Source organism: Streptomyces sp. NPDC048481 (genome assembly GCF_043200075.1).
Taxonomy (GTDB): domain Bacteria; phylum Actinomycetota; class Actinomycetes; order Streptomycetales; family Streptomycetaceae; genus Streptomyces.
Window position 1 is genome coordinate 187,713 of sequence record NZ_JBICXC010000007.1, and the last position, 23,708, is coordinate 211,420.

22 protein-coding genes are annotated in these 23,708 nt (G+C 72.4%); 10 read left to right on the plus strand and 12 right to left on the minus strand.

Features of this window, described 5'->3' with window-relative positions; all coding sequences use genetic code 11:
• Positions 1–131 precede the first annotated feature (131 nt).
• Positions 132–803, plus strand: a complete 672-nt coding sequence (locus ACGFSH_RS22265) for a lysophospholipid acyltransferase family protein (protein ID WP_393351635.1) — start codon at positions 132–134, stop codon at positions 801–803.
• Between the two features lie 379 nt (positions 804–1,182).
• Here the strand turns inward: ACGFSH_RS22265 and ACGFSH_RS22270 are convergent, their stop codons facing one another.
• The 4 genes from ACGFSH_RS22270 to argH form a co-directional block, all read right to left on the minus strand.
• On the minus strand, positions 1,183–2,706 hold the full coding sequence (locus ACGFSH_RS22270; RefSeq protein ID WP_393351197.1) for an MFS transporter: 1,524 nt from the start codon (positions 2,704–2,706) through the stop codon (positions 1,183–1,185).
• Positions 2,707–2,720: 14 nt separating this feature from the next.
• Positions 2,721–3,332 (minus strand): TetR/AcrR family transcriptional regulator, encoded by a 612-nt coding sequence (locus ACGFSH_RS22275; protein WP_393351200.1) that lies wholly within the window; start codon positions 3,330–3,332, stop codon positions 2,721–2,723.
• A gap of 102 nt (positions 3,333–3,434) precedes the next feature.
• Positions 3,435–4,406 carry an aldo/keto reductase gene (locus ACGFSH_RS22280; protein WP_393351203.1) on the minus strand — a complete coding sequence of 324 codons (972 nt, stop codon included), beginning with the start codon at positions 4,404–4,406 and terminating at the stop codon, positions 3,435–3,437.
• Between the two features lie 164 nt (positions 4,407–4,570).
• The gene (gene argH / locus ACGFSH_RS22285; RefSeq protein ID WP_393351206.1) at positions 4,571–6,004 is read right to left on the minus strand and encodes an argininosuccinate lyase; all 1,434 of its coding nucleotides are present in this window, start codon (positions 6,002–6,004) and stop codon (positions 4,571–4,573) included.
• 215 nt (positions 6,005–6,219) lie between these two features.
• Here argH and ACGFSH_RS22290 point away from each other — a divergent pair, with 215 nt between their 5' ends.
• The 6 genes from ACGFSH_RS22290 (at position 6,220) to ACGFSH_RS22315 (ending at position 12,197) form a co-directional block, all read left to right on the plus strand.
• Positions 6,220–7,104 carry a hypothetical protein gene (locus tag ACGFSH_RS22290; protein WP_393351209.1) on the plus strand — a complete coding sequence of 295 codons (885 nt, stop codon included), beginning with the start codon at positions 6,220–6,222 and terminating at the stop codon, positions 7,102–7,104.
• 177 nt (positions 7,105–7,281) lie between these two features.
• The gene (locus ACGFSH_RS22295) at positions 7,282–7,863 is read left to right on the plus strand and encodes a pyridoxamine 5'-phosphate oxidase family protein (protein ID WP_393351211.1); all 582 of its coding nucleotides are present in this window, start codon (positions 7,282–7,284) and stop codon (positions 7,861–7,863) included.
• 80 nt (positions 7,864–7,943) lie between these two features.
• Positions 7,944–8,687: a L,D-transpeptidase gene (locus tag ACGFSH_RS22300; RefSeq protein WP_393351214.1), complete on the plus strand. Its 744-nt coding sequence runs from the start codon at positions 7,944–7,946 to the stop codon at positions 8,685–8,687.
• Between the two features lie 165 nt (positions 8,688–8,852).
• Positions 8,853–10,235, plus strand: coding sequence for a ferric reductase-like transmembrane domain-containing protein (locus tag ACGFSH_RS22305; protein ID WP_393351217.1), 1,383 nt, complete (start codon positions 8,853–8,855; stop codon positions 10,233–10,235).
• 56 nt (positions 10,236–10,291) lie between these two features.
• Entirely contained in the window at positions 10,292–11,404 is a 1,113-nt protein-coding gene (locus ACGFSH_RS22310; protein WP_393351219.1) for an FMN-binding protein, read from the plus strand.
• Positions 11,405–11,459: 55 nt separating this feature from the next.
• Entirely contained in the window at positions 11,460–12,197 is a 738-nt protein-coding gene (locus ACGFSH_RS22315) for an FAD:protein FMN transferase (RefSeq protein WP_393351637.1), read from the plus strand.
• Positions 12,198–12,489: 292 nt separating this feature from the next.
• Here ACGFSH_RS22315 and ACGFSH_RS22320 read toward each other — a convergent pair whose 3' ends face one another.
• The 5 genes from ACGFSH_RS22320 to argC form a co-directional block, all read right to left on the minus strand.
• Positions 12,490–13,038 carry an arginine repressor gene (locus ACGFSH_RS22320; protein ID WP_393351222.1) on the minus strand — a complete coding sequence of 183 codons (549 nt, stop codon included), beginning with the start codon at positions 13,036–13,038 and terminating at the stop codon, positions 12,490–12,492.
• A 7-nt stretch (positions 13,039–13,045) separates the two neighbouring features.
• A complete protein-coding gene (locus ACGFSH_RS22325; protein WP_393351225.1) occupies positions 13,046–14,245 on the minus strand; it encodes an acetylornithine transaminase in 1,200 nt (399 codons plus the stop codon).
• Positions 14,242–15,147, minus strand: a complete 906-nt coding sequence (gene argB, locus ACGFSH_RS22330) for an acetylglutamate kinase (RefSeq protein WP_393351228.1) — start codon at positions 15,145–15,147, stop codon at positions 14,242–14,244. Before argB ends, ACGFSH_RS22325 begins: the two co-directional genes overlap by 4 nt.
• A complete protein-coding gene (gene argJ, locus ACGFSH_RS22335) occupies positions 15,144–16,295 on the minus strand; it encodes a bifunctional glutamate N-acetyltransferase/amino-acid acetyltransferase ArgJ (RefSeq protein WP_393351230.1) in 1,152 nt (383 codons plus the stop codon). Before argJ ends, argB begins: the two co-directional genes overlap by 4 nt.
• An 88-nt stretch (positions 16,296–16,383) precedes the next feature.
• Positions 16,384–17,412: an N-acetyl-gamma-glutamyl-phosphate reductase gene (gene argC / locus ACGFSH_RS22340; RefSeq protein WP_393351233.1), complete on the minus strand. Its 1,029-nt coding sequence runs from the start codon at positions 17,410–17,412 to the stop codon at positions 16,384–16,386.
• A 127-nt stretch (positions 17,413–17,539) separates the two neighbouring features.
• Between argC and ACGFSH_RS22345 the strand changes: the two genes are divergently transcribed.
• Entirely contained in the window at positions 17,540–18,790 is a 1,251-nt protein-coding gene (locus ACGFSH_RS22345; RefSeq protein WP_393351236.1) for a hypothetical protein, read from the plus strand.
• Positions 18,787–19,470 (plus strand): hypothetical protein, encoded by a 684-nt coding sequence (locus ACGFSH_RS22350; RefSeq protein WP_393351238.1) that lies wholly within the window; start codon positions 18,787–18,789, stop codon positions 19,468–19,470. The genes ACGFSH_RS22345 and ACGFSH_RS22350 overlap by 4 nt, the downstream gene beginning before the upstream one ends.
• Before the next feature lie 43 nt (positions 19,471–19,513).
• Here ACGFSH_RS22350 and ACGFSH_RS22355 read toward each other — a convergent pair whose 3' ends face one another.
• Positions 19,514–21,997, minus strand: coding sequence for an alpha-L-arabinofuranosidase C-terminal domain-containing protein (locus ACGFSH_RS22355; protein WP_393351241.1), 2,484 nt, complete (start codon positions 21,995–21,997; stop codon positions 19,514–19,516).
• A 135-nt stretch (positions 21,998–22,132) separates the two neighbouring features.
• Between ACGFSH_RS22355 and ACGFSH_RS22360 the strand changes: the two genes are divergently transcribed.
• Positions 22,133–22,576, plus strand: a complete 444-nt coding sequence (locus ACGFSH_RS22360; RefSeq protein WP_393351244.1) for a DUF6314 family protein — start codon at positions 22,133–22,135, stop codon at positions 22,574–22,576.
• Here the strand turns inward: ACGFSH_RS22360 and ACGFSH_RS22365 are convergent.
• Positions 22,558–23,151, minus strand: coding sequence for a histidine phosphatase family protein (locus ACGFSH_RS22365; protein WP_393351246.1), 594 nt, complete (start codon positions 23,149–23,151; stop codon positions 22,558–22,560). The two genes, ACGFSH_RS22360 and ACGFSH_RS22365, sit on opposite strands and share 19 nt — an antisense overlap.
• Positions 23,152–23,255: 104 nt before the next feature.
• Complete coding sequence (locus ACGFSH_RS22370) at positions 23,256–23,693, minus strand: GNAT family N-acetyltransferase (RefSeq protein ID WP_393351249.1); 438 nt, start codon at positions 23,691–23,693, stop codon at positions 23,256–23,258.
• Positions 23,694–23,708 lie beyond the last annotated feature (15 nt).

Below are 23,708 nucleotides of genomic sequence, written 5' to 3' on the forward strand. Positions count from 1 at the left end.
TCCAGGTGCTCGTGCGTCAACAGTGCGTAAGACCTGGGTGACCCGATGTGCGCCGGGTCCGCGGCCGCGAGTATCGTCCTAGTCCTCACCTGCACATACTCATACCGTTTCCCTTGACATCGGAGGGCTCGTTGTCCCGCTTCGCGCTCATCAAGGCAGTGCTCGGACCGGTCATGCGCCTGATGTTCCGCCCACAGGTCGAGGGCGCGGAGCACATTCCCGGCGACGGCCCCGTGATCCTGGCGGGCAATCACCTGACCTTCATCGACTCGATGATCCTGCCGCTCGTGTGCGACCGGCAGGTGTACTTCATCGGCAAGGACGAGTACGTCACCGGCAAGACCCTGAAGGGCCGTCTCATGGCCTGGTTCTTCACCGGGGTGGGCATGATCCCGGTGGACCGCGACGGCGGCCGCGGGGGCGTGGCCGCGCTGATGACCGGCCGCCGGGTGCTGGAGGAGGGGAAGGTCTTCGGCATCTACCCCGAGGGGACCCGGTCCCCCGACGGCCGGCTCTACCGTGGCCGCACCGGGATCGCCCGGCTGACGCTGATGACCGGCGCGCCGGTCGTCCCGTTCGCGATGATCGGCACGGACAAGCTCCAGCCGGGCGGCGCGGGAATGCCCCGGCCGGGGCGGGTCACCGTGCGCTTCGGCGAGGCGATGGAGTTCTCCCGCTACGACGGGATGGACCGGGACCGCTACGTGCTGCGGGCCGTGACGGACTCCGTGATGACCGAGGTCATGCTGCTGTCCGGGCAGGAGTACGTGGACATGTACGCCACGAAGGCGAAGGCGGCGTAAGCCTCCGGCGGTTGGGCGGGGTTCGTCCTCGGGGAGTTGTCCTTGGTGCGGGTGCCTCGGGTGAGGGCGCCGGTGCGCCGGGGGCGGTTTTCGGGTGCGGGTGCCTCGTGGCTTGTCGCGCAGTTCCCCGCGCCCCTAAGGGTGCGCTGGGGCGGGTCTTCGGGTGCGGGTGCGTCGTGGTTTGTCGCGCCGTTCCCCGCGCCCCTAAAGGGCCGCCGGGTGCGCCAGGGGCGGTCTTCGGGTGCGGGTGCCTCGTGGCTGGGCGCGCCGTTCCCCGCGCCCCTAAGGGGCCGCCGGGAGCCCCACCCGCGCCGTCAGGGGCGTCGTGGCCGGGCGCGCCGTTTCCCGCGCCCCTGGTGGGCGTGGGCCGGGGCGGGTTTCAGGGGTGGTCGGCCAGGTGTTCGTTGCGGAGCATGAACCAGGCCGCCGCCGCCGTGGCCAGCAGGACCGCCGCGCCCACCCCCGACGCCGTGCTCAGGCCGTCCACGAACGCCCCGCGGGCCGATGCGAGCATCTCGCCCGCCGCGGCCGCCGGCATGTGCCCGGCCGCCTCCACCGCGCCCCCGAGCGACTCGTGCGCCCCTTGCGGAGTGCCCGCCGGGGCCGGGAAGCCGCGGTAGACGCCCGTCACGATGGAGCCGAGCACGGCGATGCCGAGGGCCGCGCCGAGTTCGTACGCCGTCTCCGACACCGCGGACGCCGCTCCCGCCTGGTCCTTCGGCACCGAGCCCAGGATGACGTCGGCCGTCACCGTGAAGGAGATTCCGGCGCCCACGCCGACCACCAGCAGGACGGCCCCCAGCACCGGGTAGCCGGTGGAGGGTCCGACCGTCGTCAGGGCCGCGAGGGCGAGACCGATCGCCGCGAGGCCGCCGCTGACCGCGCCCCGCACCGAGAAGCGGCGCGCGACCCGGCCCGCCGCCAGCCCGGCCGCCACCGCGCCGACCGCCGCGGGCAGTTCGGCCAGACCCGCCTCGAACGGAGCGCGTCCCTGGACCAGTTGCAGGTACTGGGAGAGGAAGAACACCAGGCCGGACAGGCCCAGGATGGTCAGCAGGTCGGCCAGCACCGCGCCGCTGAAGCCGCGGTTGCGGAACAGCCGCATGTCCAGCAGCGGCGTCGGAAGGGTCAGCTGGCGGCGGACGAAGCCGAACAGCGCCGCCGCGCCCAGCAGGCCCGTGCCCGTCGAGGCCCAGGTGAAGCCGTGGGTGGCGGCCTCCTTCACGGCGTACACGACGCCGATCATGCCGAACAGCGACAGCAGGACGCTCGGCAGGTCCCAGGGGCCCGGATGCGGGGTGCGGGACTCGGGGAGCGTCCGGACGCCCACGAGGACGAGGACGACCATCACCGGCACGTTGATGAGGAAGACCGAGCCCCACCAGAAGTGCTCCAGCAGGAAGCCGCCCAGGACGGGCCCGACCGCGGTGCCGGCGGAGGCGGCCGCGCCCCAGATGCCGATCGCCAGGCTGCGTTCGCGCGGGTCGTGGAAGAGGTTGCGGATCAGGGCGAGGGTGGCGGGCATCAGGGTCGCGCCGGCCACGCCGAGCAGCGCCCGGGCGGCGATCATCGTCTCCGGGGACGTCGCGTAGGCGTTGAGGACCGATATCAGCCCGAACGCGGTGGCCCCGGCGAGCAGGATCCGCTTGCGGCCGATGCGGTCGCCGAGGCTGCCCATGGAGACGAGCAGACCGGCGATGACGAACGAGTAGACGTCCCCGATCCACAGCAACTGGGTGCCGGAGGGCGCCAGATCTGCGCTGATGTAGGGGGTCGCGAGACCGAGGACGGTCGCGTCGACGGCCACCAGCAGCACGGCGAGCACGAGGACGGAGAGCGCGAGCCAGCGGTCCGGGCGCCTCACCGCCTCCGTCGTGGCCGTCGGCCGCAGGGTGCTGGTCATGGTTCCTCTCTTCGTCATGCGGGATCGCGGGGAGCGTCGTCGTGCGGGGCCGGCTCGTGGGGCGTCGGGTCGTGTGGGAGCGCGGGGTGCCGGAGTGCTCCGCCGAGCAGCAGTTCGACGACCATGCCCGGGAAGTCCCTCGGCGCGCCCTTGCCGCTCTGCACCATCCAGACGCCCGAGGCCAGCAGGCCGAACAGGGCCTCGGTGAGCCAGGCCGGCGTCAGGTCGATGCGGAACTCCCCGCCGAGCTGACCGCGCCGGAAGAGGGCGGAGATCCGGTCGTCGATCCGGGTCCAGCCCTCGTTCTGCTCCTCGCCCTCGAACAGCTGGTTCTCGGTGTAGAGGAAGGCGAGCAGCCCGGCGGCGGACTCGATCCCGGCGATCAGCCTGCGCACCGCGTCGCTCGCCGGGCCGTCGTCGAGGCGGGCCGCGTCCAGGGCGGACTCGCACTCGGCGATCCCGAGCGCCTCCAGGGCGCGGACGAGCGCGTCGCGTCCGGCGAAGTGCCGGTGCAGTGTGGCGCGGCTGATGCCCGCCGCCTTGGCCACCTCGTCCATCGTCGCGGTGGATCTACGGGTCAGCAGGGCGGCTGCGCTGCGCAGTACGTGGTCTCGGTCGACGGCCATGAGACAACCATAAACCATGTGAGACATTCTTGTCTCACCATGGGCACATCCGCCTCATACCGGGTGAGTGCGTTCCGGTGTGCGCCGCGGGCGGCCACTCCGTCAGTGCCAGGGCAGGCGGCCGCGCTGCTCCCAGTACGCGCGCGGCTCCTCGGCGAGGGCGTCGAGCCGCTCCAGCTGGTCGTCGTCCAGGTCGACGACGGCCGCGTGCAGGTTGGAGGCGAGCTGGGCGGCGGTCGCGGCGCCGGAGAGGACGACGCCGGCCCAGGGCCTGCGCAGGACCAGGGCGAGGGCCACGGCGTCGCACCCGAGGGAGGTCTCGGCGGCGACCTGTCGCAGGACGTCCGGCGCCTGGGGACCGGCGAGACGGCCGTTGGCCATGCCCTCCTTCACGATCACCGTGAGGCCGGCCTCGTGCGCCTCTGCGAGGGCGGGGCCGGCCGAGGTCTCCAGCGCGTTGTACGTCGACTGGACGGTGCGGAAGAGGGGTTCGCCGTCGACCGTGACGGCCAGCGCGGCGCGGACGGCGGCGGCCTGCTCGGGCCCGCTGGTCGAGAAGCCGACGGTGAGTCCCCCGGCGGCGGCCTCGGCCAGCTTCGCGTGGAGTTCCTTGTCGGTGAGGGCCGGACTGTCCGGGGTCACCGAGTGGATCTGGTAGAGGTCGAGCCGGTCGCCGAGCAGTGCGGCCGTCTCGGCGCGCTGCCGTTCGTAGGTGGCGAGCCCGTGGTCCTTGACCTCGTGCCGCTCCGCGTCCGTGGTCCAGCCGGCGGTGTAGGTGTAGCCCCACTTGCTGCCGACGACGACGTCGGCGACGTCGGGCCGGGCCTTCAGCCAGTCGGCCAGGAACTCCTCGGAACGGCCGTAGGAGCGGGCCGCGTCGAAGTAGCGCACGCCCTGGGCGTAGGCCGCGTCGAGGAGTTCATGGGTGCGGGCGCGCAACGCCTCGGCGCTGCGGTCCGCCCCGAGGTCCTCGTCCCGGCCGAGGGTGATGTAGCCGGGACGGCCGACGGCGGCGAGGCCGAAGCCGATGTGGCAGGTGGGGGTCGTTGCGGCGGCCAGGCGGGCGAAGGGCATCGCGGGCTCCGTGGGGGTCGGCTCCGGTACGGCTCCCGACCAACGTATCCCGCGGCCCCGGACCCCGGGCCCGGACCCCGGGCCTCGGCCTCAGCCCTGGACGGCCCCCCGACCCTCGGCCATGGGCCTCGGACGACGGGCCGGAGGGCGGCGCGGACCGCCGGCTACCGCTTCGCCTTGGCCGTGGCCCACTCGTGCTGGGCCGCCACGTTCCGCTTGACCTCGGCGAGCTGGACGGCGACCGCGCTGGGCGCGGTGCCGCCGCGGCCGTCGCGGGAGGCGAGGGCGCCGGGGACGTTGAGGACCGAGCGCACCTCGGGGGTGAGCCGGGCGGAGATCTTCGCGAACTGCTCGTCCGTCAGCTCGTCGAGTTCCTTGCCGTCGGCCTCGGCGACCTTGACGCACTCGCCGGCCACCTCGTGCGCGACGCGGAACGGCTCACCCTGCTTGACCAGCCACTCGGCGATGTCGGTGGCCAGGGAGAACCCGGCCGGGGCCAGTTCTTCCATGCGCTCGCGGTGCACGGTGAGGGTGGCGATCATGCCGGTGAAGGCGGGCAGCAGGACTTCCAGCTGGTCGCAGGAGTCGAAGACCGGCTCCTTGTCCTCCTGGAGGTCGCGGTTGTAGGCCAGCGGCAGGGCCTTGAGGGTGGCCATCAGTCCGGTGAGGTTGCCGATGAGGCGGCCGCTCTTGCCCCGGGCCAGCTCCGCGATGTCGGGGTTCTTCTTCTGCGGCATGATCGACGAGCCCGTGGAGAACGCGTCGTGCAGGGTGACGAAGGAGAACTCCTTCGTGTTCCAGATGATGACCTCCTCGGCGATCCGGGAGAGGTTCACGCCGATCATCGCGGTGATGAAGGCGAACTCGGCGACGAAGTCGCGTGAGGCCGTGCCGTCGATGGAGTTGCCGACGCTGCCGTGCTCGAAGCCGAGGTCCTCGGCGACCGCCTCCGGGTCCAGGCCGAGGGAGGAGCCGGCGAGCGCGCCGGAGCCGTACGGCGAGACGGCCGTGCGCTCGTCCCACTGGCGCAGCCGCTCGGCGTCCCGGGACAGCGCCTGCACATGGGCGAGGACGTGGTGGGCGAAGAGGACCGGCTGGGCGTGCTGGAGGTGGGTGCGGCCGGGCATCGCGACGTCCGGGTGGGCCTCCGCCAGGCCGACGAAGGCGTCCTGGAGCTCGGCGAGCAGGCCGCCGATGATCCGTGCGTGGTCGCGCAGGTACATCCGGAACAGGGTGGCGACCTGGTCGTTGCGGGAACGGCCCGCACGCAGCTTGCCGCCGAGGTCGGGGCCGAGGCGCTCCAGAAGGCCCCGCTCCAGGGCGGTGTGGACGTCCTCGTCGGCGATCGTGCCCACGAAGGAGCCGTCGGCGACGTCCGACTCCAGCCGGTCGAGTCCGTCGAGCATCCGGGTCAGCTCGTCGTCGGTGAGCAGACCCGCCTTGTGCAGGACCCGCGCGTGGGCGCGGGACCCGGCGATGTCGTAGGGCGCGAGCCGCCAGTCGAAGTGGACGGACGCGGACAGCTTGGCCAGGGCCTCGGCCGGACCGTCGGCGAAACGGCCGCCCCAGAGCCTTACGTCACCGCTGTTGCTGCTCACTTGCGCTGCTCCTCACCGCTGCACCTCAACGTTATGCATGAGTATGCAGACCTATGCATGATTCGTCAATCCGACCCCGCCCCCCAGAGACTCCCACCCTCTCCCGAAGACTTTTCGAAGACGCCTTGAACAATGGCAACCGCTTACCCGTACTCACCCCTGAACGCCGGCGCCGCGTTGAACACACCCACTCCTGACCCAAGTGAGGCAACCGCATGTCCAGGGCTCTTCCCAAGTACAACAAGCGTCGCGTGGCGATCATCGGCGGCGCCGTCGCCGTGGCTCTGACCGGTGCGGTCGTGGTGAACACCGCCCTGGCCGGGGAGTCCGAGGGCGGCGGCGCGACCAACGCCCAGACGCTCGCCGCCGGTCCCGGCACCATCACGTGCCCGGACGTGGCCTCGAAGCTGCCGGCCGTCCCCGCCTCCGCGAAGGCCGAGGTCGACCGCAACCTCGCCCTCCTTCAGACGCAGATCAGCGAGGCCAACACGCGCTTGCAGAACACCGTGGGCCAGGGCGGCCCCAACTTCGTGCAGAACGCGATCCTCGGCCCGCTGAAGGACAAGCGCGTCTCGACCGTCAACCGCATCGCCACGGCGATCGGCCGCACCGCCGCCAAGCCGGCCGGCCTCGACGCGCTGGCTCCGTGCGCCCTCGACGGCGGCGGCGCGGCCGCTCCCGCGACGGGCAACAACGGCAACGCCGGGAACAACGGCAACGCGGGGAACAACGGCAACAACGGCAATGCCGGGAACCAGGGCAACAAGGGCAACAACAACGCCGGGAACGCGGGCAACGCCGGTGCGGTCGGCACGATCACGTGCCCGGACGTCGCCTCGCAGCTGCCGGCCGTGCCCGCCACCGCCAAGGCCGAGGTCGACCGCAACCTCGCCCTGCTCCAGACGCAGATCAACGAGGCCAACACCCGGCTGAAGAACACGGTCGGCCAGGGCGGCCCCAACTTCGTGCAGAACGCGATCCTCGGCCCGCTGAAGGGCAAGCGCGAGTCCACCATCGACCGCATCGCCATCTCGATCGGCCGCAAGGGGACCAAGCCGCAGGGGCTGAACGTCCTCGCCGCCTGCACGCTGAACAAGTGACGTGACAGGCCCGGTGGCCGCCCCGCCCGGAGGGACCCGGGCCGGGGCGGCCGCCTGCCCGTCCGCACCCTCCCGGTCGCACCCTCCCCGTCGCACACTCCGGGCCGCGCGGAGCCAGAAGGACGGATCCCGTATCTCCTTAGACACCCGAAGGGCTTTCCCGGATAATCATTAGACATGGGAAAGACTTACGAGCGCATAGACGGCAGGCTCCGGACGTTCATCGAGGAGCAGCCCCTCTTCTTCACCGCGACCGCGCCGCTGGCGGGCGAGGGCACGGTCAACCTCTCCCCCAAGGGACTCAAGGGTTCGTTCGCGGTGCTCGACGAGCACACCGTGGCCTACCTCGACTTCGCCGGATCCACCTCGGAGACCGTCGCGCACCTGCGCGAGAACGGCCGGATCACGCTGATGTGGTGCGCCTTCCAGGGCCCGCCGAACATCGTGCGGGTGCACGGGCGGGGGGAGCCGGTCTTCCGCGACGACCCCCGCTTCCGGGAGCTGCTCGCCCGCTTCCCCGACATCGATCCGACCCGGCACGGGCTGCGCGCGATCATCGTCGTGCACGCCGAACTCGTCCGGGACAGCTGCGGATACGCGGTGCCGTTCATGACGTACGACGAGGACCGCGAGCTGCACGGCAGGCGGTTCGCGCGGGAGGACGACGACTCGCTCAGCGCCTACTTCGCGAAGAAGGACCACATCGCCACGAGCCTGGACGGCCTGCCCGGCCTGCCGCTGCCCCTGAGCCCGATCTGACCTCCCCCCGCCCGGACGCCGGGGTCCACGGTCGGCCCACCCCGCCTGCCGACGCCGGAGCCCGCGCCTAGCTTCTGATCATGCGCTCCCCCGCCGTCATCGCCGTCATCGCCGCCGTCCTCCTGTGGCCGTCGCTGCTCCCGCCCGGCGCCGCCGCCGCGCACTCCGGCCCGGCCGCCCCGCCTCCCGGCGCCGGCGCGCCGCTGCCCGCGCGGATGGCGGCCACCGGCGGGGGCACCCAGCTGATCACCGCCGTGGCCCCGAAGGCGGACGGGGCCTCGGGCACGCTCGCCTGGTGGGACCTGCGGGGCGGCCGCTGGGTGCGCGCCGGATCCGCCCCGGCCCGGTTCGGCGCGAACGGGCTGGTCGAGGGGGCTGCCCGCCGCCAGGGCACGAACACCACGCCGACGGGCCTGTACGGCCTCCCGTTCGCCTTCGGGCTGCGGTCCGCGCCGCGCGGGACGACGTACCCGTACCGTCCCGTGCGGCAGGACTCCTGGTGGTGTCAGGACAACGCGTCCAGCTCCTACAACCGGTGGGTCCGACCGCGGCCCGCGGACTGCCGTGCCGCCGAGTCCGAGCATCTGGTGACCTACCGGACGCAGTACGCCCACGCGTTCGTCATCGGGTTCAACTACGACAGGCCCGTGCGCGGTCGCGGGGCGGGGATCTTCCTGCACGTCGACGGGCGGGGAGCGACGGCGGGTTGTGTGTCGGCTCCCGCGGACGCGCTGCGCCGGATCCTCGCCTGGGCGCGGCCGGACGGGCGTCCGCACATCGCGATCGGCACGTCCGCGGGGCCGACGGCGATCACCCGGTACTGAGCCGCCGCGCTCCCGGCGCGGTGCGGGCCCGCACACAGCGCCCGAGCACGGGTTACCGGCGGTCGCCCCGCTCCCGGAACGCTCCCGACGTCTCGGCGCGCCGCTGAACGCTCCGCGCCCGCGGCCCGTATCTGAGGGCCAAGGGTCAGTACCCACGGAGGAACAGTGACCACGACGATCGCCGGCGGCCGTGCCGCCCGCCGCCAGACGATGCGCCGCATCCGTCCGCGCCGCTCACCGGCCGTTCCGCTGCTGCTCGCCGTGTGGGCGGGCGCGGCGGGCGTGCTGTGGCTGTGGTGGAGCAACACGCCGAACATCGCGGACGACAACAGCAAGATCCTCAACGCGGGACGGATCACCGGGCTGCTCGCCGGGTACCTGATGGCGCTCGTCGTGCTCCAGATGGCGCGGGTGCCCGCGCTGGAGCGGCGGGTGGGCTCGGACCGCGTCGCCCGCTGGCACGCGATGAGCGGCCGCTACACGCTCTGCCTGGTCTTCGCGCACGTCTTCCTCATCATGTGGGGCTACGCACTACAGGCCGGCAAGACGCTGGGGGACATCGTCCAGCAGACGGTCGACTCCGTCGAGCAGCTGCCCGACATGGGCAAGGCGGCCATCGGCACCGGGCTCTTCCTGCTGATCGGGCTGGTCTCGATCGCGCCGGTGCGCCGGCGGATGCCGTACGACACCTGGTACCACATCCACCTGCTGACGTACGGGGCCGTGTTCCTGACCTTCTGGCACCAGATCACCACCGGCAACGACTTCGCCGTCGAGCCGACGGCGAAGACCGCCTGGTACGCGCTGTACGGATCGGTCACCGCGCTCGTGGTCTGGTACCGCGTCGTCACCCCGCTCCGGCTGAACCTGCGTCACCGCATGTACGTCGAGGCCGTCATCGAGGAGACGCCGGGCATCGTGTCCGTGCTCATCGGCGGCCGCAAGCTGCACCGGATGGGCGCGGAGGCCGGACAGTTCTTCCGCTGGCGGTTCATGGCGCCGGGGATGCGCCTCAGCTCCCACCCGTACTCGCTGTCGGCGGCGCCCCGCCCGGAGCTGCTGCGGATCACCGTCAAGGCGATCGGCGACCACAGCGCGGCGCTGCGCGAGCTGACGCCCGGCACCAAGGTGTGGGCCGAGGGCCCGTACGGCGCGATGACGGCGTCCCGGCGCAGCCGCGGCAAGGTGCTGCTGGTGGCCGGCGGGGTCGGGATCACGCCGATGCGGGCGCTGTTCGAGACACTGCCGGGCGGAGCCGGTGACATCACCCTCCTCTACCGGGCCAACAGCACCCAGGACCTGGCCCTGTGGGACGAGCTGGCGAAGATCGCCGACGAGCGCGGGGCGCGGCTGATGTACGCGGTCAACAGCCCCGACGGGGAGCGCCCCGACATCTCGGCGGAGTCCCTCCAGCGCAAGATCCCCGACATCGAGAACCACGACGTCTTCATGTGCGGGCCGAACGGGTTCGCCCAGGGTGTGTTCGAGGCACTGCGCGGCGCCGGGGTTCCCGCCCGCCGCATCCACCACGAGTCGTTCGAGATGTGAGCGACCCGTACGCACGGGAACCTCGCCACCAACCGGAACCAGGAGCTCAGTAAGCGATGAGGAAGAGCCACCCTCTTCGGCGGGTCGTGCTGGCCACCGCCGCCACCGTGTCAGGGATCGTGCTGCTGCTGTCGCTGAAGCCGTCGTCCGACCCCGCTTCCGCGCAGGCCGCGGGCTCGGGGGCGGGCGCGGCGGCGGCGCAGGAGGCGGCGCAGGGCGGAGCCGGCGCGCCCGTGACCGGCACGATGACCGGCGACGCCGTCCAGACGCAGTACGGGGCCGTGCAGGTCCGGATCACCGTGGTCGCCAACAAGATCACCAAGGCGGAGGCGGTCCAGGCCCCCAAGGGCGGCACCAGCGACCAGAAGACCGCGCTCGCGGTGCCCCGACTGAACGCCGCCGTCGTCGCCGAGCAGAGCCCCGACATCGACACCGTCTCGGGGGCGACCTACACCAGCGAGGGCTACAAGAAGTCGCTGCAGTCGGCGATCGACAAGGCGAACGCGAGCGCCCGGCCGGGGTCCGGGGCCTCCCAGGGGCCGGGCAGCGCGCAGGCCTCGGGCGCCTTCACCGGCGCGGCGGTCCAGACGCAGTACGGAACCGTGCAGGTCCGGATCACGGTGGCCGGCGGCAAGATCACCAAGGCCGAGGCGGTCCAGGCCCCCAAGGGCGGCACCAGCGACCAGAAGACGGAACTCTCCGTCCCCAAGCTCAACCAGGAGGCCGTCGCCAAGGGCAGCGCCGACATCGACTCCGTCTCCGGCGCCACCTACACCAGCGAGGGCTACAAGAAGTCGCTGCAGTCGGCGCTGGACCAGGCGAAGGCGAAGGGCGGCTCGGGGTCGGGCTCCGCGTCGGGCTCCGGGAGCGCGGGAGCCTCCTCCGGGTCCGCACAGGCCAAGACCGTCACGGGCGCCGTCCAGCAGACGCAGTACGGACCGGTCCAGGTCCGGATCACGGTGGCCGGCGGCAAGATCACCAAGGCCGAGGCGGTCCAGGCCCCCAAGGGCGGCACCAGCGACCAGAAGACGGAACTCTCCGTCCCCAAGCTCAACCAGGAGGCCGTCGCCAAGGGCAGCGCCGACATCGACTCCGTCTCCGGCGCCACCTACACCAGCGAGGGCTACAAGAAGTCGCTGCAGTCGGCGCTGGACCAGGCCGGTGGCTGACACCGTGACGGAGCCCGCGCCCGCCCCCGCCGTGGTGCGGCATGCCGAAGAGGTCATGGGGACCGTCTTCTCCTTCGACGTCCGCGGCGGCGAGCCCGAGCCGGTGCGGACGGCGCTGGAGGAGGCGATCGCCTCCCTGCACCGGGTGAACGAGGTGTTCAGCACCTACCGCGAGCACAGCCAGGTGTCCCGGCTGGCGCGCGGTGAACTGACCGTCGGGGAGTGCGATCCCGAGGTCGCCGAGGTGCTGGCGCTGGGCGAGGAGGCGGAGCGGGTCAGCGAGGGCTGGTTCAGCATGCGCTACCAGGGCCGGCTGGACCCGACCGGCGTCGTCAAGGGCTGGGCCGCCGAGCGCGCGGCCCGGCTGATCTCGGCGGCCGGCGCGAGCGGGGTCAGCGTCAACGGCGGCGGGGACGTGCAGCTGCTGGGCGTCCCCGGCCCGGAGCGGCCGTGGCGGGTCGGGGTGTCCGACCCCTTGCGGCCGGGCGGCCTGGCGGCCGTGGTGTCGGCGGCGGGCGCGGACGAACTGGCGGTCGCCACCTCGGGCACGACGGAACGCGGCGCCCATATCGTCGACCCCCGCACGGGCCGCTCCGCGGTGACGGACCTGGTGGCCGTGACCGTGGTGGCGCCCCGGCTGACCTGGGCGGACTGCTGGGCGACGGCGGCGTTCGCGATGGGGTCGCGGGAGGCGCTGGCGTGGCTGGAGTCGCTCCCGGACGTCGAGGCGCTGCTGATCACGGCGGGCGACGAGGTCCGCTGCACAGGAGGCCTGGCCCGCCGCCTGGGCTGACCCCCACGGAAACGCCGCCGGCCCCCTCCCCCGGCGGCCCACCAGGCACCAAAAAAGGGAAGGCGCGGGAAGCCACGCCCCCCAGCCCCCACCCACCCGCACCCGACACCAAGACCGGCGTCACCCACCCGGGGGCGCGGGGAACTGCGCGACCAGCCCCCACCCACCCACACCGGCGAACGACACCCGGCACCACCCCCTCAGGGGCGCGGGGAACTGCGCAAAACCCCACCCACCCGCACCCGACACCAAGACCGGCGTCACCCACCGCCACAGCGCCGCAACGGCACCCTCAGTGACCGTTCTGCGCCAACCGCAGCAGATGGTCCGCCAGCGCCTGCCCGCCCGCCGGCTCCCGGCTGATGAGCAGCAGCGTGTCGTCGCCCGCGATGGTGCCGAGGATGTCGTGCAGCTCCGCCTGGTCGATGGCCGAGGCGAGGAACTGGGCGGCCCCCGGAGGGGTCCGCAGGACCACGAGGTTGGCGGACGCCTCCGCGGAGATGAGCAGCTCCTGCGACAGCCGCCGCATGCGCTCCTCCTTCGCCGACTCCCCGAGCGGCGCCCGCGGCGTCCGGAAACCCCCCTCGCTGGGCACGGCGTAGATGAGGTCGCCGTCGTTGTTGCGGATCTTGACGGCGTTCAGCTCGTCCAGATCCCGCGACAGCGTCGCCTGCGTGACGCTCAGCCCGTCGTCGGCCAGCAGCTTCGCCAGCTGGCTCTGCGAGCGCACCGGCTGCCGGTTGAGGATGTCCACGATCCGGCGGTGACGCGCGGTGCGGGTCTGCGGCACGGCGGCGGTGCCACCCGCCCCGGCCTGGTCATGGTCCTGCGCCTGGCTCATCGTCGTCTCATTCCCCGGATCCGTCCCCGTTCGCTGCGTCGAGGATGCCGGGAAGTGCCCGCAGGAACGCCTCCGCCTCGTCGTCGCGCAGGTTCAGCGGCGGCATCAGCCGGACGACGTCGGGGGCGGGCGCGTTCACCAGGAACCCGGCCTCCTGAGCCGCCTGCCGCACCTGGGGCGCGAGGGGCTCGGTGAGCACGATACCCAGGAGGAGACCCGCGCCCCGGACATAATCGATCAACGGGTGGCCGGTACCCGTGATCCCGTCCCGCAGCGACTCGCTCTGCCGCTTGACGTTCTCCAGCAGCCCCTCGTTCTCGATGGTGTCGAGCACGGCGAGCCCGGCGGCGCAGGCGACAGGGTTGCCGCCGAACGTCGTGCCGTGCTGGCCGGGCTGGAGAAGTTCCGCCGCCCGGCCGAAGGCGACGGTCGCGCCCAGCGGGAGTCCGCCGCCGAGGCCCTTCGCCAGGGTCACGACGTCCGGCAGGACGCCCTCGTGGGCCTGGTACTCGAACCAGTTGCCGGTCCGGCCGATACCGGTCTGCACCTCGTCCAGGACGAGCAGCGCGCCGGTCGCGGCGGTGATGGCGCGGGCCGCCTTGAGGTAGCCCGGGGGCGGGACGACGACGCCCAGCTCGCCCTGGACGGGCTCCAGGACGACGAGAGCGGTCTCCTCGGTGACGGCGGCGGCAAGGGCCTGCGCGTCACCGAACGGCACGTGGGTGACGTCGCCCGGCAGCGGCAGGAACGGCTCGCGCTTGCCCTGCTGTCCGGTGAGCGCGAGGGCTCCCATGGTCCGGCCGTGGAAGGCGCCCTCGGTGGCGACGACGTGCGTGCGCCCGGTCAGCCGGCCGATCTTGAAGGCGGCCTCGTTGGCCTCGGCGCCGGAGTTGCAGAAGAAGACCCTGCCGTCCCGTCCGAAGTGCTGGAGCAGCCGTTCGGCGAGGGCGACCGTCGGCTCGGCCATGAAGAAGTTGGAGATGTGGCCGAGGGACGCGATCTGCCGGCTCACCGCGTCCACGACGGCCGGGTGGGCGTGGCCGAGCGCGTTGACGGCGATGCCGCCGACGAAGTCGAGGTACTCCTTGCCGTCGGCGTCCCAGACCCGGCTGCCCGCGCCGCGCACCAGGGGCAGCAGCGGGGTGCCGTAGTTGTGCATGAACGCGTCCTGCCAGCGCGCGGTCAGCTCCTGGTTAGCGTCGCTCACGGCTCCCCCTGTCCGTCGGGCACGACCATCGTGCCGATTCCTTCGTCGGTGAAGATCTCCAGCAGGATCGAGTGCTGGACCCGTCCGTCGATGACCCGGGCGGTATTCACGCCGTTGCGGACGGCGTGCAGACAGCCCTCCATCTTCGGGACCATGCCGGAGCTGAGGTCCGGCAGCAGCTTCTCCAGCTGCGCGGCCGTGAGGCGGCTGATCACCTCGTCGCTGTTCGGCCAGTCCTCGTAGAGTCCCTCGACGTCCGTGAGGACCATGAGGGTCTCGGCGCCCAGAGCAGCAGCGAGTGCCGCAGCCGCCGTATCAGCATTGACGTTGTAGACATGTCCGTCGTCCTGTGAGCGGGCGATCGAGGAGACGACCGGAATGCGGCCGTCGGCGAGCAGGGCCTCGATGGCTCCGGTGTCGATCGCGGTGATCTCGCCGACCCGTCCGATGTCGACCGGCTCGCCGTCGATCTCGGGCCGGTGCCTGGTGGCGGTGATGGTGTGGGCGTCCTCGCCGGTCAGTCCGACGGCGAGCGGACCGTGCTCGTTGAGCAGGCCGACCAGCTCGCGCTGCACGTGCCCGGCGAGCACCATCCGTACGACGTCCATGGCGTCCTCGGTGGTGACGCGCAGGCCGGCCTTGAACTCGCTGACGATGCCGTGCTTGTCGAGGGCGGCGCTGATCTGCGGGCCGCCGCCGTGCACGACGACCGGCTTGAGGCCGGCGTGGTGCAGGAAGACGACGTCCTGCGCGAAGGCGGCCTTGAGGTCGTCGTCGATCATGGCGTTGCCGCCGAATTTGATGACGACGGTCCTGCCGTTGTGGCGGACCAGCCAGGGCAGCGCCTCGATGAGGATCTGCGCCTTGGGAAGCGCGGTGTGTTTGCGGGTCACGTTGCTCATGAGGAGTAGACGCTGTTCTCGTGGACGTAGTCGGCGGTCAGGTCGTTGGTCCAGATCGTGGCCGTCTCGGACCCGGCGGCGAGGTCGGCGACGATGTGCACCTCGCGGTAGCGCATGTCGACCTTGTCGCGGTCCTCGCCGACGCCGCCGTTCTTGCACACCCAGACGCCGTTGATGGCGACGTTCAGCCGGTCGGGCTCGAAGGCGGCCTTCGTCGTGCCGATCGCGGAGAGCACGCGGCCCCAGTTGGGGTCCTCGCCGTGGATGGCGCACTTGAGGAGGTTGTTGCGGGCGATGGAGCGGCCCACCTCGACGGCGTCGTCCTCGCTGGCCGCCCCCACCACCTCGACCCTGATGTCCTTGCTGGCGCCCTCGGCGTCGCGGATGAGCTGCTGGCCGAGGTCGTCGCAGACGGCGCGCACGGCGGCGGCGAACTCCTCGTATCCGGGGGTGACCTCGGCGGCGCCCGAGGCGAGCAGCAGCACGGTGTCGTTGGTGGACATGCAGCCGTCGGAGTCGACCCGGTCGAAGGTGACCCGGGTGGCGTCGCGCAGCGCCTTGTCCAGGGTGTCGCCGTCGACGTCGGCGTCGGTGGTGAGGACGACCAGCATGGTGGCGAGGCCGGGGGCGAGCATGCCCGCGCCCTTGGCCATGCCGCCGACGGTCCAGCCGTCGCCCTGGGCCACGGACGTCTTGTGGACGGTGTCGGTGGTCTTGATGGCGATGGCGGCCTTCTCGCCGCCGTGCTCGGACAGCTGTGCGGCGGCGGCCCGGACGCCCGGCAGCAGCTTGTCCATGGGCAGCAGGACGCCGATGAGGCCGGTCGAGGCCACGGCGACCTCGGCCGCGTTGTGCCCGAGCACCTCGGCGGCCTGCTCGGCGGTCGCGTGGGTGTCCTGGAAGCCCTTCGGGCCCGTACAGGCGTTGGCGCCGCCTGAGTTGAGGACCACCGCGCTCACCTGGCCGCCCTTGAGGACCTGCTCGGACCACAGGACGGGCGCGGCCTTGACGCGGTTGGAGGTGAAGACGCCGGCGGCCGCTCGGCGCGGCCCGGTGTTGACCACGAGGGCCAGGTCCGGGTTGCCGTTCTCCTTGATCCCGGCGGCGATGCCCGCCGCCGTGAATCCCTTGGCTGCCGTGACGCTCACTGCATCTCCTCGTTCGCTTCTGCGGCCGCGCGGCGCGGCGCGGCGGCGATCGTCGTCGTCCGCGGCCCGGTGGCCGCGGGTGCGCCGCTCACGGGGCGACTCCGGTCGTGGAAAGCCCGGTGCTCTCGTCGAGTCCCAGGGCGATGTTCATGCTCTGAAGGGCGCCGCCCGCGGTGCCCTTGGTCAGATTGTCGATGGCGCTGACGGCGATGACGCGGCCCGCGGCCTCGTCGTGGACGACCTGCACCTGGACGGCGTTGGAACCGTAGACGGACGCCGTGGCGGGCCACTGCCCCTCGGGGAGGAGGTGGACGAACGGTTCGTCGGCGTAGGCCTTGGCGTAGGCGGCGCGGACGGCTTCCGCGCCGACGCCGGGCCGGGCCTTGGCGCTGCACGTGGCGAGGATGCCGCGGGACATGGGCGCGAGGGTCGGTGTGAAGGACACCGTCACCGGCTCGCCCGCCGCCGCGCTGAGGTTCTGGATCATCTCGGGGGTGTGCCGGTGGACGCCGCCCACGCCGTAGGGCGACATGGAGCCCATGACCTCGGAGCCAAGCAGGTGCGTCCGGGCGGCCTTGCCCGCGCCGGAGGTGCCCGAGGCGGCCACGATCACGGCCTCGTTCTCGACCAGGGCGGCGGCGTACGCGGGGAACAGGGCCAGCGAGACGGCCGTGGGGTAGCAGCCGGGGACCGCGATGCGCTTGGACCCCTCCAGCGCGGCGCGGCCGCCCGGCAGTTCGGGGAGGCCGTACGGCCACGTCCCGGCGTGCGCGCTGCCGTAGAACCGCTCCCAGTCGGCCGCGTCCCTCAGCCGGAAGTCGGCGCCCATGTCGACGACGAGGACGTCCGGGCCGAGCTGTTCGGCCACGGCGGCGGACTGGCCGTGCGGGAGCGCGAGGAAGACGACGTCGTGTCCGGCGAGCACCTCGGGGGCGGTCTCCTGGAGCACGCGGTCGGCCAGCGGCAGCAGGTGCGGCTGGAGCCCGCCGAGCGTCTGACCGGCGTTGGAACGGCCGGTCAGGGCGCCGATCTCGATCTCGGGGTGCGCGAGGAGCAGGCGCAGCAGCTCTCCGCCCGCGTACCCGCTCGCTCCGGCCACCGCCGCACGTACCACCATGACTCCTCCTCCTGGATGGCATGACTATACGTTTCGCTGCACGTTTATGCAATCCATGCGCAGCCCACGCCCCGGGTGGCAGAATCGCCCCCTGTCGATCTTGATCCCGGAAGGCCGGAGGACGCCCGTGGCCCTGCACCCCCCGGCCCACCCCGACCCGTCAAGCCCCTGCGGCCCCGCAGGCCTCCCGGGTTTCGTCGCACCGCACCCCGTGCGCCCGCCGGCGCCGGTGGCCGTCGACTGGGCGGCCGTGCAGGAGTGGCTCGGCACCCGGCTGCCGGAGGACTACCGGCTGCTCGCCGAACGGTACGGGCCGGTCGACTTCGGGGACTTCCTGTGGATCCACGTGCCGTGCGCCGACACGCGCTTCGACTACGGCGACTGGCTGCGCGCGACCCACCGCGAGGCCCGCATCGCACGGCGCGCGCTGCCCCGGGACGAGCGGCCCGCGGTCCATCCGGAGCCCGGCGGGCTGCTCGCCTGGGGCACCAGCCGGGCCGGCGACGACCTCTTCTGGGACACCTCGGCGTCCGACGACCCCGACGCGTGGACGGTCGTCGTGCGGCACACCGACGGCGTCCCCGGCAACGGCCTGCTTCCCTGGCACCGCTACGACCTCACGCTCACCGGGTATCTGCGGCACACCGTCCGCGAAGGCTGGGAAGCGCCCTCCCCGCCCGGCCCCCTGATCGGCCCGCTGCCGGGCACGGTCGCCCGCACCGCCTTCCTGGGCACGGCCCGCCCCTGGACCCCGCCCGCCCCTATAGAGCCCCGGCTCTCCCCCGCCGAGCGCACGATCGCGCTGGAGAGCGGCACGGGACTCGACGCCCTGCGCCTGCTGACCCCGCCGCCCACCCGGCCGCGGCTCGGCGACGGCGGCTGGGAACGGCTCGCCGAGCAGCTCGGCGTCGGGCTGCCGGGCGAGTACCGGCGGGTCATGGAGCTGTACGGAGCCGGATGCTGGAGCGGCTGGCTGCGCTTCCGGGACCCGCTGCGCACGCACGCGCCGCGCTTCACCGCGTTCGTCGAGGAGGTCCTGGAGGCGTACGAGTCGCTGCGGGAGGGCCACGCCGAGTGGTATCCGCTGGCGGTCTTCCCCGCACCGGGCGGCTTCCTGCCGTTCGCCGACTCCATCGACGGCGACTACCTGGGCTGGCTCACCGAGGGCGACGATCCGGACGCCTGGCCGCTGATCTTCTGGCCGCGGCACGCGGACCAGGGCCCGCCGCTGGAGCGGGGGCTGGTCGACACGCTGCTGGCCTGGCAGCGCGGCAGGTTCGCCACGCCGGGGCTGTGCTCCTTCGACGAGGAGGACGACCCGGTGGAGTACGCACACTTCGCCTGCTGGGACGACGATGAGGAGAGTCCGTCACCGTGATCGCCGAGACACCGCTGACCGGCCTGGACCTCAGCGGGTTCACCGAGCACGAGCCGGGGGTGTGGTCCGACGCCGCGGGAGTGCTGCTGTCGGTCCACTTCTTCCCCCTGGTGCCGGATCTGCCGGCTCCCCTGCACGAGTTCGCCCGGCTGCGGGAGGGGCTGGCGCGGTTCACGGCGGAGGCCGGCGGCGGCCTGATCGAGGCCGCCCCCGGCACGGTGGACGGCCTGCCGGCCGTCCGCCAACTCGTGAAGGCGCCTCTGGGCGGCCGGCCCGGGCAGGGCTTCATCGGCAGCCTCACCGTTCCCCGGGAGGCGTGCAGCGCGGTGGTGAAGGTCCAGGCGGCCGAGGGCGCCACGACCGGGATGCGGGAGGCGATGGTGATGGCCGAGGTGGGCCCGGCCGCCTACTTCCGGCCGCACCCGTACGTGACGGGGCAGATCGGCGGGCTGCCGTCCCACGCGGGCGACGACGAGCGGTGGGACGGGCGCTTCCCCGACCACCCGCTCACCCTCGTCCGTGCGGCCCTGCGGCGGATCGCGCCGACGGTGACGTTCGACGACGGGTTCAGGTCGCTGCCCCCGTTCGGCGGGGCCGCGGCCCCGCGGGACGCGCCGCCGTCGCCCCAGGCGCCGCCCCCGCCGGCCAAGAGGGGCTGGTTCCGGCGCAAGGGCGCCTGACGGGCGTGGACGGCGGCCGTCCACGCCCGTCCGCCGGGTCCGGCTAGCGCCGCCCGATCCGCAGGAAGGTGACCGAGTTCGCCGGGAAGGTGTACGTGAACTTCCGGGCGACACCGGTGAACGTGGAGGTCACCGGGGCGACCGCGGTCGCCGTCTCCGAGTTGACCGCGTCCGGCGCCGCCGCGAGCGTGGTCACCCGGGCCCTGGACGCGACCTTCGCCCGGCCCAGGTCGATCGCCGTGCGCGCGTCGGCGGACTGGGCGTTGACGACCTTGACGATCAGGTCGCCGGTCTTCCTGTCCTCGGTGACGACCTGGCGGAACGGCTCGGCGGGCTTGTCGTCGGTGAAGGCGCCCCACTCCTGGCCGTCGAGGTACAGGGTGACCTGGCGGCCCCGCACCTTGACGTGGACGTCGTAGGCGCGGCCGGTCTCCACGGAGCCGGCCCTGGAGATCAGCGTCGACTTGCCGCCGTCCACGGCCTGCTCGACGGCGGACTGGGTGTTGTTCCAGCCGCCCAGGTTCCACCAGTAGTAGTTGCCGGTGTCCTTGACGCCGAACGCGACGAGGAAGCCTTCCTTGCCGGACTTCTTGGTGGCCTTCACCTGGAGGTCGTAGTCGTGCCAGTCGGGGTCGCCGGCCGAGACCATGGTGTTCTCGGCGGCGGTGTCGGTCTGCGCGTACTGCCCGTCCTGGAGCGACCAGCTGCCGCCTCCGGTGTGCGTCCAGCGCGAGGCGTCGCCGGAGAAGTCGTCGCTCAGCAGCGTGGCGCCGTCCGCGCCGGTCACCCGCACGTCGTCGTAGGCGGCGGCGGTCGCCCAGGTGGAGAGGCCGACGGCGCCCGTGACCGGGCCCTGGAGGGACGGCGTGCCGCTGGCCGTGGACGGGACCACGCGGTCGCCCACGTTGGTCATGAAGAGCTTCTGCACCTCGTAGTTGGCCGAGTTCCAGGAGGCGTGGTTGTTGAACCACACCAGGTCCGGACGCCATTGGACGTAGTCCTCGTTGGCGAACAGCGGAGCGTAGGAGGCGAGCTGGACGACGTCGGCGTTGCGTTCCAGGCCGGTCATGAACGCGGCTTCGGCCAGGCCGTTCTTGAAGGCGTTGCCCTGAGAGGCGTACTCGCCGAGGAAGACCTTGGGGCCGCCGCGGTCGTAGGAGTCGTAGCGGTCGTTGTTCTGAAGGAACCACTGCGGGCTGTTGTAGTAGTGCTCGTCGACCATGTCGACCTTGCCGTCCCGGTTGAGCTGCCAGGCCGTGTCGAAGGTCGGTCCGGAGTCGTCCGGGCCGGAGTTGGAGACGACGGTGACGTCCGGGTACCTGGCCGCGATGGCGGCGCGGAACTCCTTGAAGCGGGCGAAGAACTCGGCCGGGAGGTTCTCCTCGTTGCCGACCTCGATGTGGGTCAGATGGAAGGGCCTGGGGTGGCCCATCCGCGCGCGCTTGCGGCCCCAGGTGGAGGTGACCGGGCCGTTGGCGAACTCGATGAGGTCGAGGGTGTCCTGGACGTGCCGCTTCAGCAGCGCCTCGTCGGCCACCGCCCTGTTCTGGCCGCAGCCGGTGACCAGGGCGGGGACCACGGGCAGCGGCATCGCGCCGACGTCCTCGGCGAAGCGGAAGTACTCGTAGTAGCCGAGTCCGTAACTCTGGTTGTAGCCCCAGAAGTTGGAGTTGACCGCGCGCTCCTCGACGGGGCCGACGGTGTCCTTCCACTGGTAGGACCGGGCGCGCTGCCAGCCGGACGCCTCGCTGTAGTCCTGCATGGAACCGGTGTTCACGAGGCAGCCGCCCGGGAAGCGCACGAAGCCCGGGTGCAGGGCGGCGACCTTCTCGGCGAGGTCCTTGCGCAGGCCGTTGGGCTCGTGCCTGTAGGTGTCGCGGGGGAACAGGGAGACCATGTCGAGGGCGGCCGCGGCCGAGGAGCCGACCGTCAGCCGGCCGTCGCTGCTGGTGCGGGCCGCGGTGAAGGACGTCCGGTACCGGACCCAGCCGCCGGCGCGCACGGCCACCCGGCGGACGGGGGCGAGCGTGCCGCCGGCGTCCTGGAGGCTCACGGTGAGGGTGCTGCCGTGCCCGGCGCGGGCCCAGACCGAGAAGTCGTACTTCTTGCCCTGCTCGACCCGGATGCCGGTGTTGTAGCCGGAGTTGGTGACGGACGATCCGGCGTCCAGGGACAGGTAGGCGCGGTTGCGGTCGTTCAGGCGCCCGGCGTCGTCGAGGACCCGGGCGGAGCCGCCGACCGTCCAGGAGGTCAGCGGGGTGTACGACCCGTTGTCGACGGGGGCGTACTCGAAGGACCTGTTCTGCACGAGTTCGGCGTACAGACCGCCGTCGGCGGCCCGGTTGATGTCCTCGAAGAAGACGCCGTACATCGTGTCGCCGATCTTCGCGCCCTTGGCGGCGGGGTCGACGGTGAGGGTGTAGTCGGTGGCGTCGGCGGCCTGCGCGGGGGCCGGGACCACTCCCGCGGCCAGCAGGAGGGCGCTCGCCCCGAGACCGAGTCCCAGTCGGACGGTGCTGCGTGACATGGATGCTCCGAGGCTCTGTGTGCACGAATGTTCGATATACCGGACACTGATCAGCACTTCGAACGGCAAGATAGGGAGGGGGCCGGAGAGCGTCAATGGGTCGCGCGGCAGCGGAAGTTTCGGGAGTGAACGGTGATGGGCGAGTTCTGGCCAGTGACCGACGTGCTGGCCCATCTGGCCGGGAGCTGGCGGACGGAGCGGTCCGTGCGGGACCTCGCCAGCGGGGACACGGGCGCGTTCACGGGCACGACCGTCTTCGCGCCGCTCGACGGCGGCGGGCTGCTGCAACGGGAGAGCGGCACGTTCACCTGGCGGGGCGCCGCCCGGCCAGCCGAGCGCACCCTGCGCTTCCTGCCGGGGCCGGTACCCGGCGCGGCGGACGTCCGGTTCGCCGACGGCCGTCCCTTCCACGACCTCGATCTGACGACCGGACGGCACACGGCCGAGCACCCCTGCGCTGCCGACCTCTACCGGGTCGAGTACACCGTCGCGGACGCGGACCGCTGGCGGACGGTGTGGCGGGTGGGCGGTCCGGCCAAGGACCTGCTGCTGACCACCGATCACACGCGCGTCGGCTGAACCGGCGCCCCTTCGAAGCGCAGGTTCCAGCGCCCGCCCCGGCCGGTCACGGTGGTCGCCGACAGGGGGCGTACGTCGATGTTCCAGTACGTCGCGGGCGGCGCCTTGAGCACGTAGACCACGGCGGCGCGGATCACGCTGGGCTCGGCCACCGCGACGATCTTGTCGCCGTCGCCGACGGGCCGGGTGTCGAGCCAGTCGCCCACCCGCGTGACGAAGTCCAGCAGGGACTCCCCGCCGTGCGGGGTCGCCAGCGGGTCGGCCAGCCAGGCGTCCACCGCCTGCGGTTCCCGGGCCATCGCCTCGCCGAGCGTGAGACCGCGCCAGCGGCCCATGTCGCAGTCGCGCAGCGCGAGCTGCACCAGGGGCGCGTACCCGAGGGCGTCGCCGGTCGCGCGGCTGCGCGGGGTGGGCGAGCAGTACCGCAGGCCGGCGGCGGCCAGCGGCAGGAGGTCGGGCACCGCCCGCTGCACCTCGTCCCAGCCCGGCTGGTCCAGCGGGCGGTCGTCCTCGAAGCGCTCCGCGAGCAGCGAGGAGCTGCGAGCGGCGGCGACGAACGTGACCCGAAGTGACATGCGGCGATGGTGAGCCGCGGAAGTACGCAGGTCAAGAGGCGTTATCCGCTAGTTGTCACGAGTGGGCCAAACCTTGGCCGAAGGTCTGGACACGACAGGGCAAGTCACTCGAAAACGAGCGCCATCCACCGGTCGGGCGCCACGAGCGGCCGGAAACCGGCCTTCTCGTACACGCCGTGCGCGTCGTGCGTGGCGAGCAGGATGCGGCGCAGCCCGTACGGCGTGAGGTGGTCGCGCACGGCCTCGGCCAGCGCCGTGCCGAGCCCCTTGCCGCGCGCCGCCGGGTCGACGTACACGTCGCACAGCCAGGCGAAGGTGGCCAGGTCGGTCACCACGCGGGCGTAGGCGACCTGCTCGCCGGACGTCGTGTCGTACACCCCGAAGTTGAGCGAGCCCGCCGTCGCCCTCTCCTGCTTGTCCAGGGTCCGTCCGATCGCCCAGTACGCGTCGGACGAGAGCCAGTGGTGCACGCGTGCGACGTCGATGCGGTCGGGATCGGTGGACATCTCGTAGCCGTCGGGGAGGCCGGGTGCGTCGCTCATGGCGCGATCCTCACA

Bases quoted from the DNA above. Each gene is read 5' to 3' on its own strand.
- ACGFSH_RS22290 (WP_393351209.1), top strand. From the start codon at position 6,220: ATGTCCAGGGCTCTTCCCAAGTACAACAAGCGTCGCGTGGCGATCATC.
- ACGFSH_RS22280 (WP_393351203.1), bottom strand. From the start codon at position 4,406: ATGCCCTTCGCCCGCCTGGCCGCCGCAACGACCCCCACCTGCCACATC.
- ACGFSH_RS22365 (WP_393351246.1), bottom strand. From the start codon at position 23,151: ATGTCACTTCGGGTCACGTTCGTCGCCGCCGCTCGCAGCTCCTCGCTG.
- ACGFSH_RS22300 (WP_393351214.1), top strand. From the start codon at position 7,944: ATGCGCTCCCCCGCCGTCATCGCCGTCATCGCCGCCGTCCTCCTGTGG.
- argC (WP_393351233.1), bottom strand. From the start codon at position 17,412: ATGGTGGTACGTGCGGCGGTGGCCGGAGCGAGCGGGTACGCGGGCGGA.
- argB (WP_393351228.1), bottom strand. From the start codon at position 15,147: ATGAGCAACGTGACCCGCAAACACACCGCGCTTCCCAAGGCGCAGATC.
- ACGFSH_RS22315 (WP_393351637.1), top strand. From the start codon at position 11,460: ATGGGGACCGTCTTCTCCTTCGACGTCCGCGGCGGCGAGCCCGAGCCG.
- ACGFSH_RS22370 (WP_393351249.1), bottom strand. From the start codon at position 23,693: ATGAGCGACGCACCCGGCCTCCCCGACGGCTACGAGATGTCCACCGAT.
- ACGFSH_RS22310 (WP_393351219.1), top strand. From the start codon at position 10,292: ATGAGGAAGAGCCACCCTCTTCGGCGGGTCGTGCTGGCCACCGCCGCC.
- ACGFSH_RS22275 (WP_393351200.1), bottom strand. From the start codon at position 3,332: ATGGCCGTCGACCGAGACCACGTACTGCGCAGCGCAGCCGCCCTGCTG.
- ACGFSH_RS22320 (WP_393351222.1), bottom strand. From the start codon at position 13,038: ATGAGCCAGGCGCAGGACCATGACCAGGCCGGGGCGGGTGGCACCGCC.
- ACGFSH_RS22295 (WP_393351211.1), top strand. From the start codon at position 7,282: ATGGGAAAGACTTACGAGCGCATAGACGGCAGGCTCCGGACGTTCATC.
- ACGFSH_RS22355 (WP_393351241.1), bottom strand. From the start codon at position 21,997: ATGTCACGCAGCACCGTCCGACTGGGACTCGGTCTCGGGGCGAGCGCC.
- ACGFSH_RS22270 (WP_393351197.1), bottom strand. From the start codon at position 2,706: ATGACCAGCACCCTGCGGCCGACGGCCACGACGGAGGCGGTGAGGCGC.
- ACGFSH_RS22360 (WP_393351244.1), top strand. From the start codon at position 22,133: ATGGGCGAGTTCTGGCCAGTGACCGACGTGCTGGCCCATCTGGCCGGG.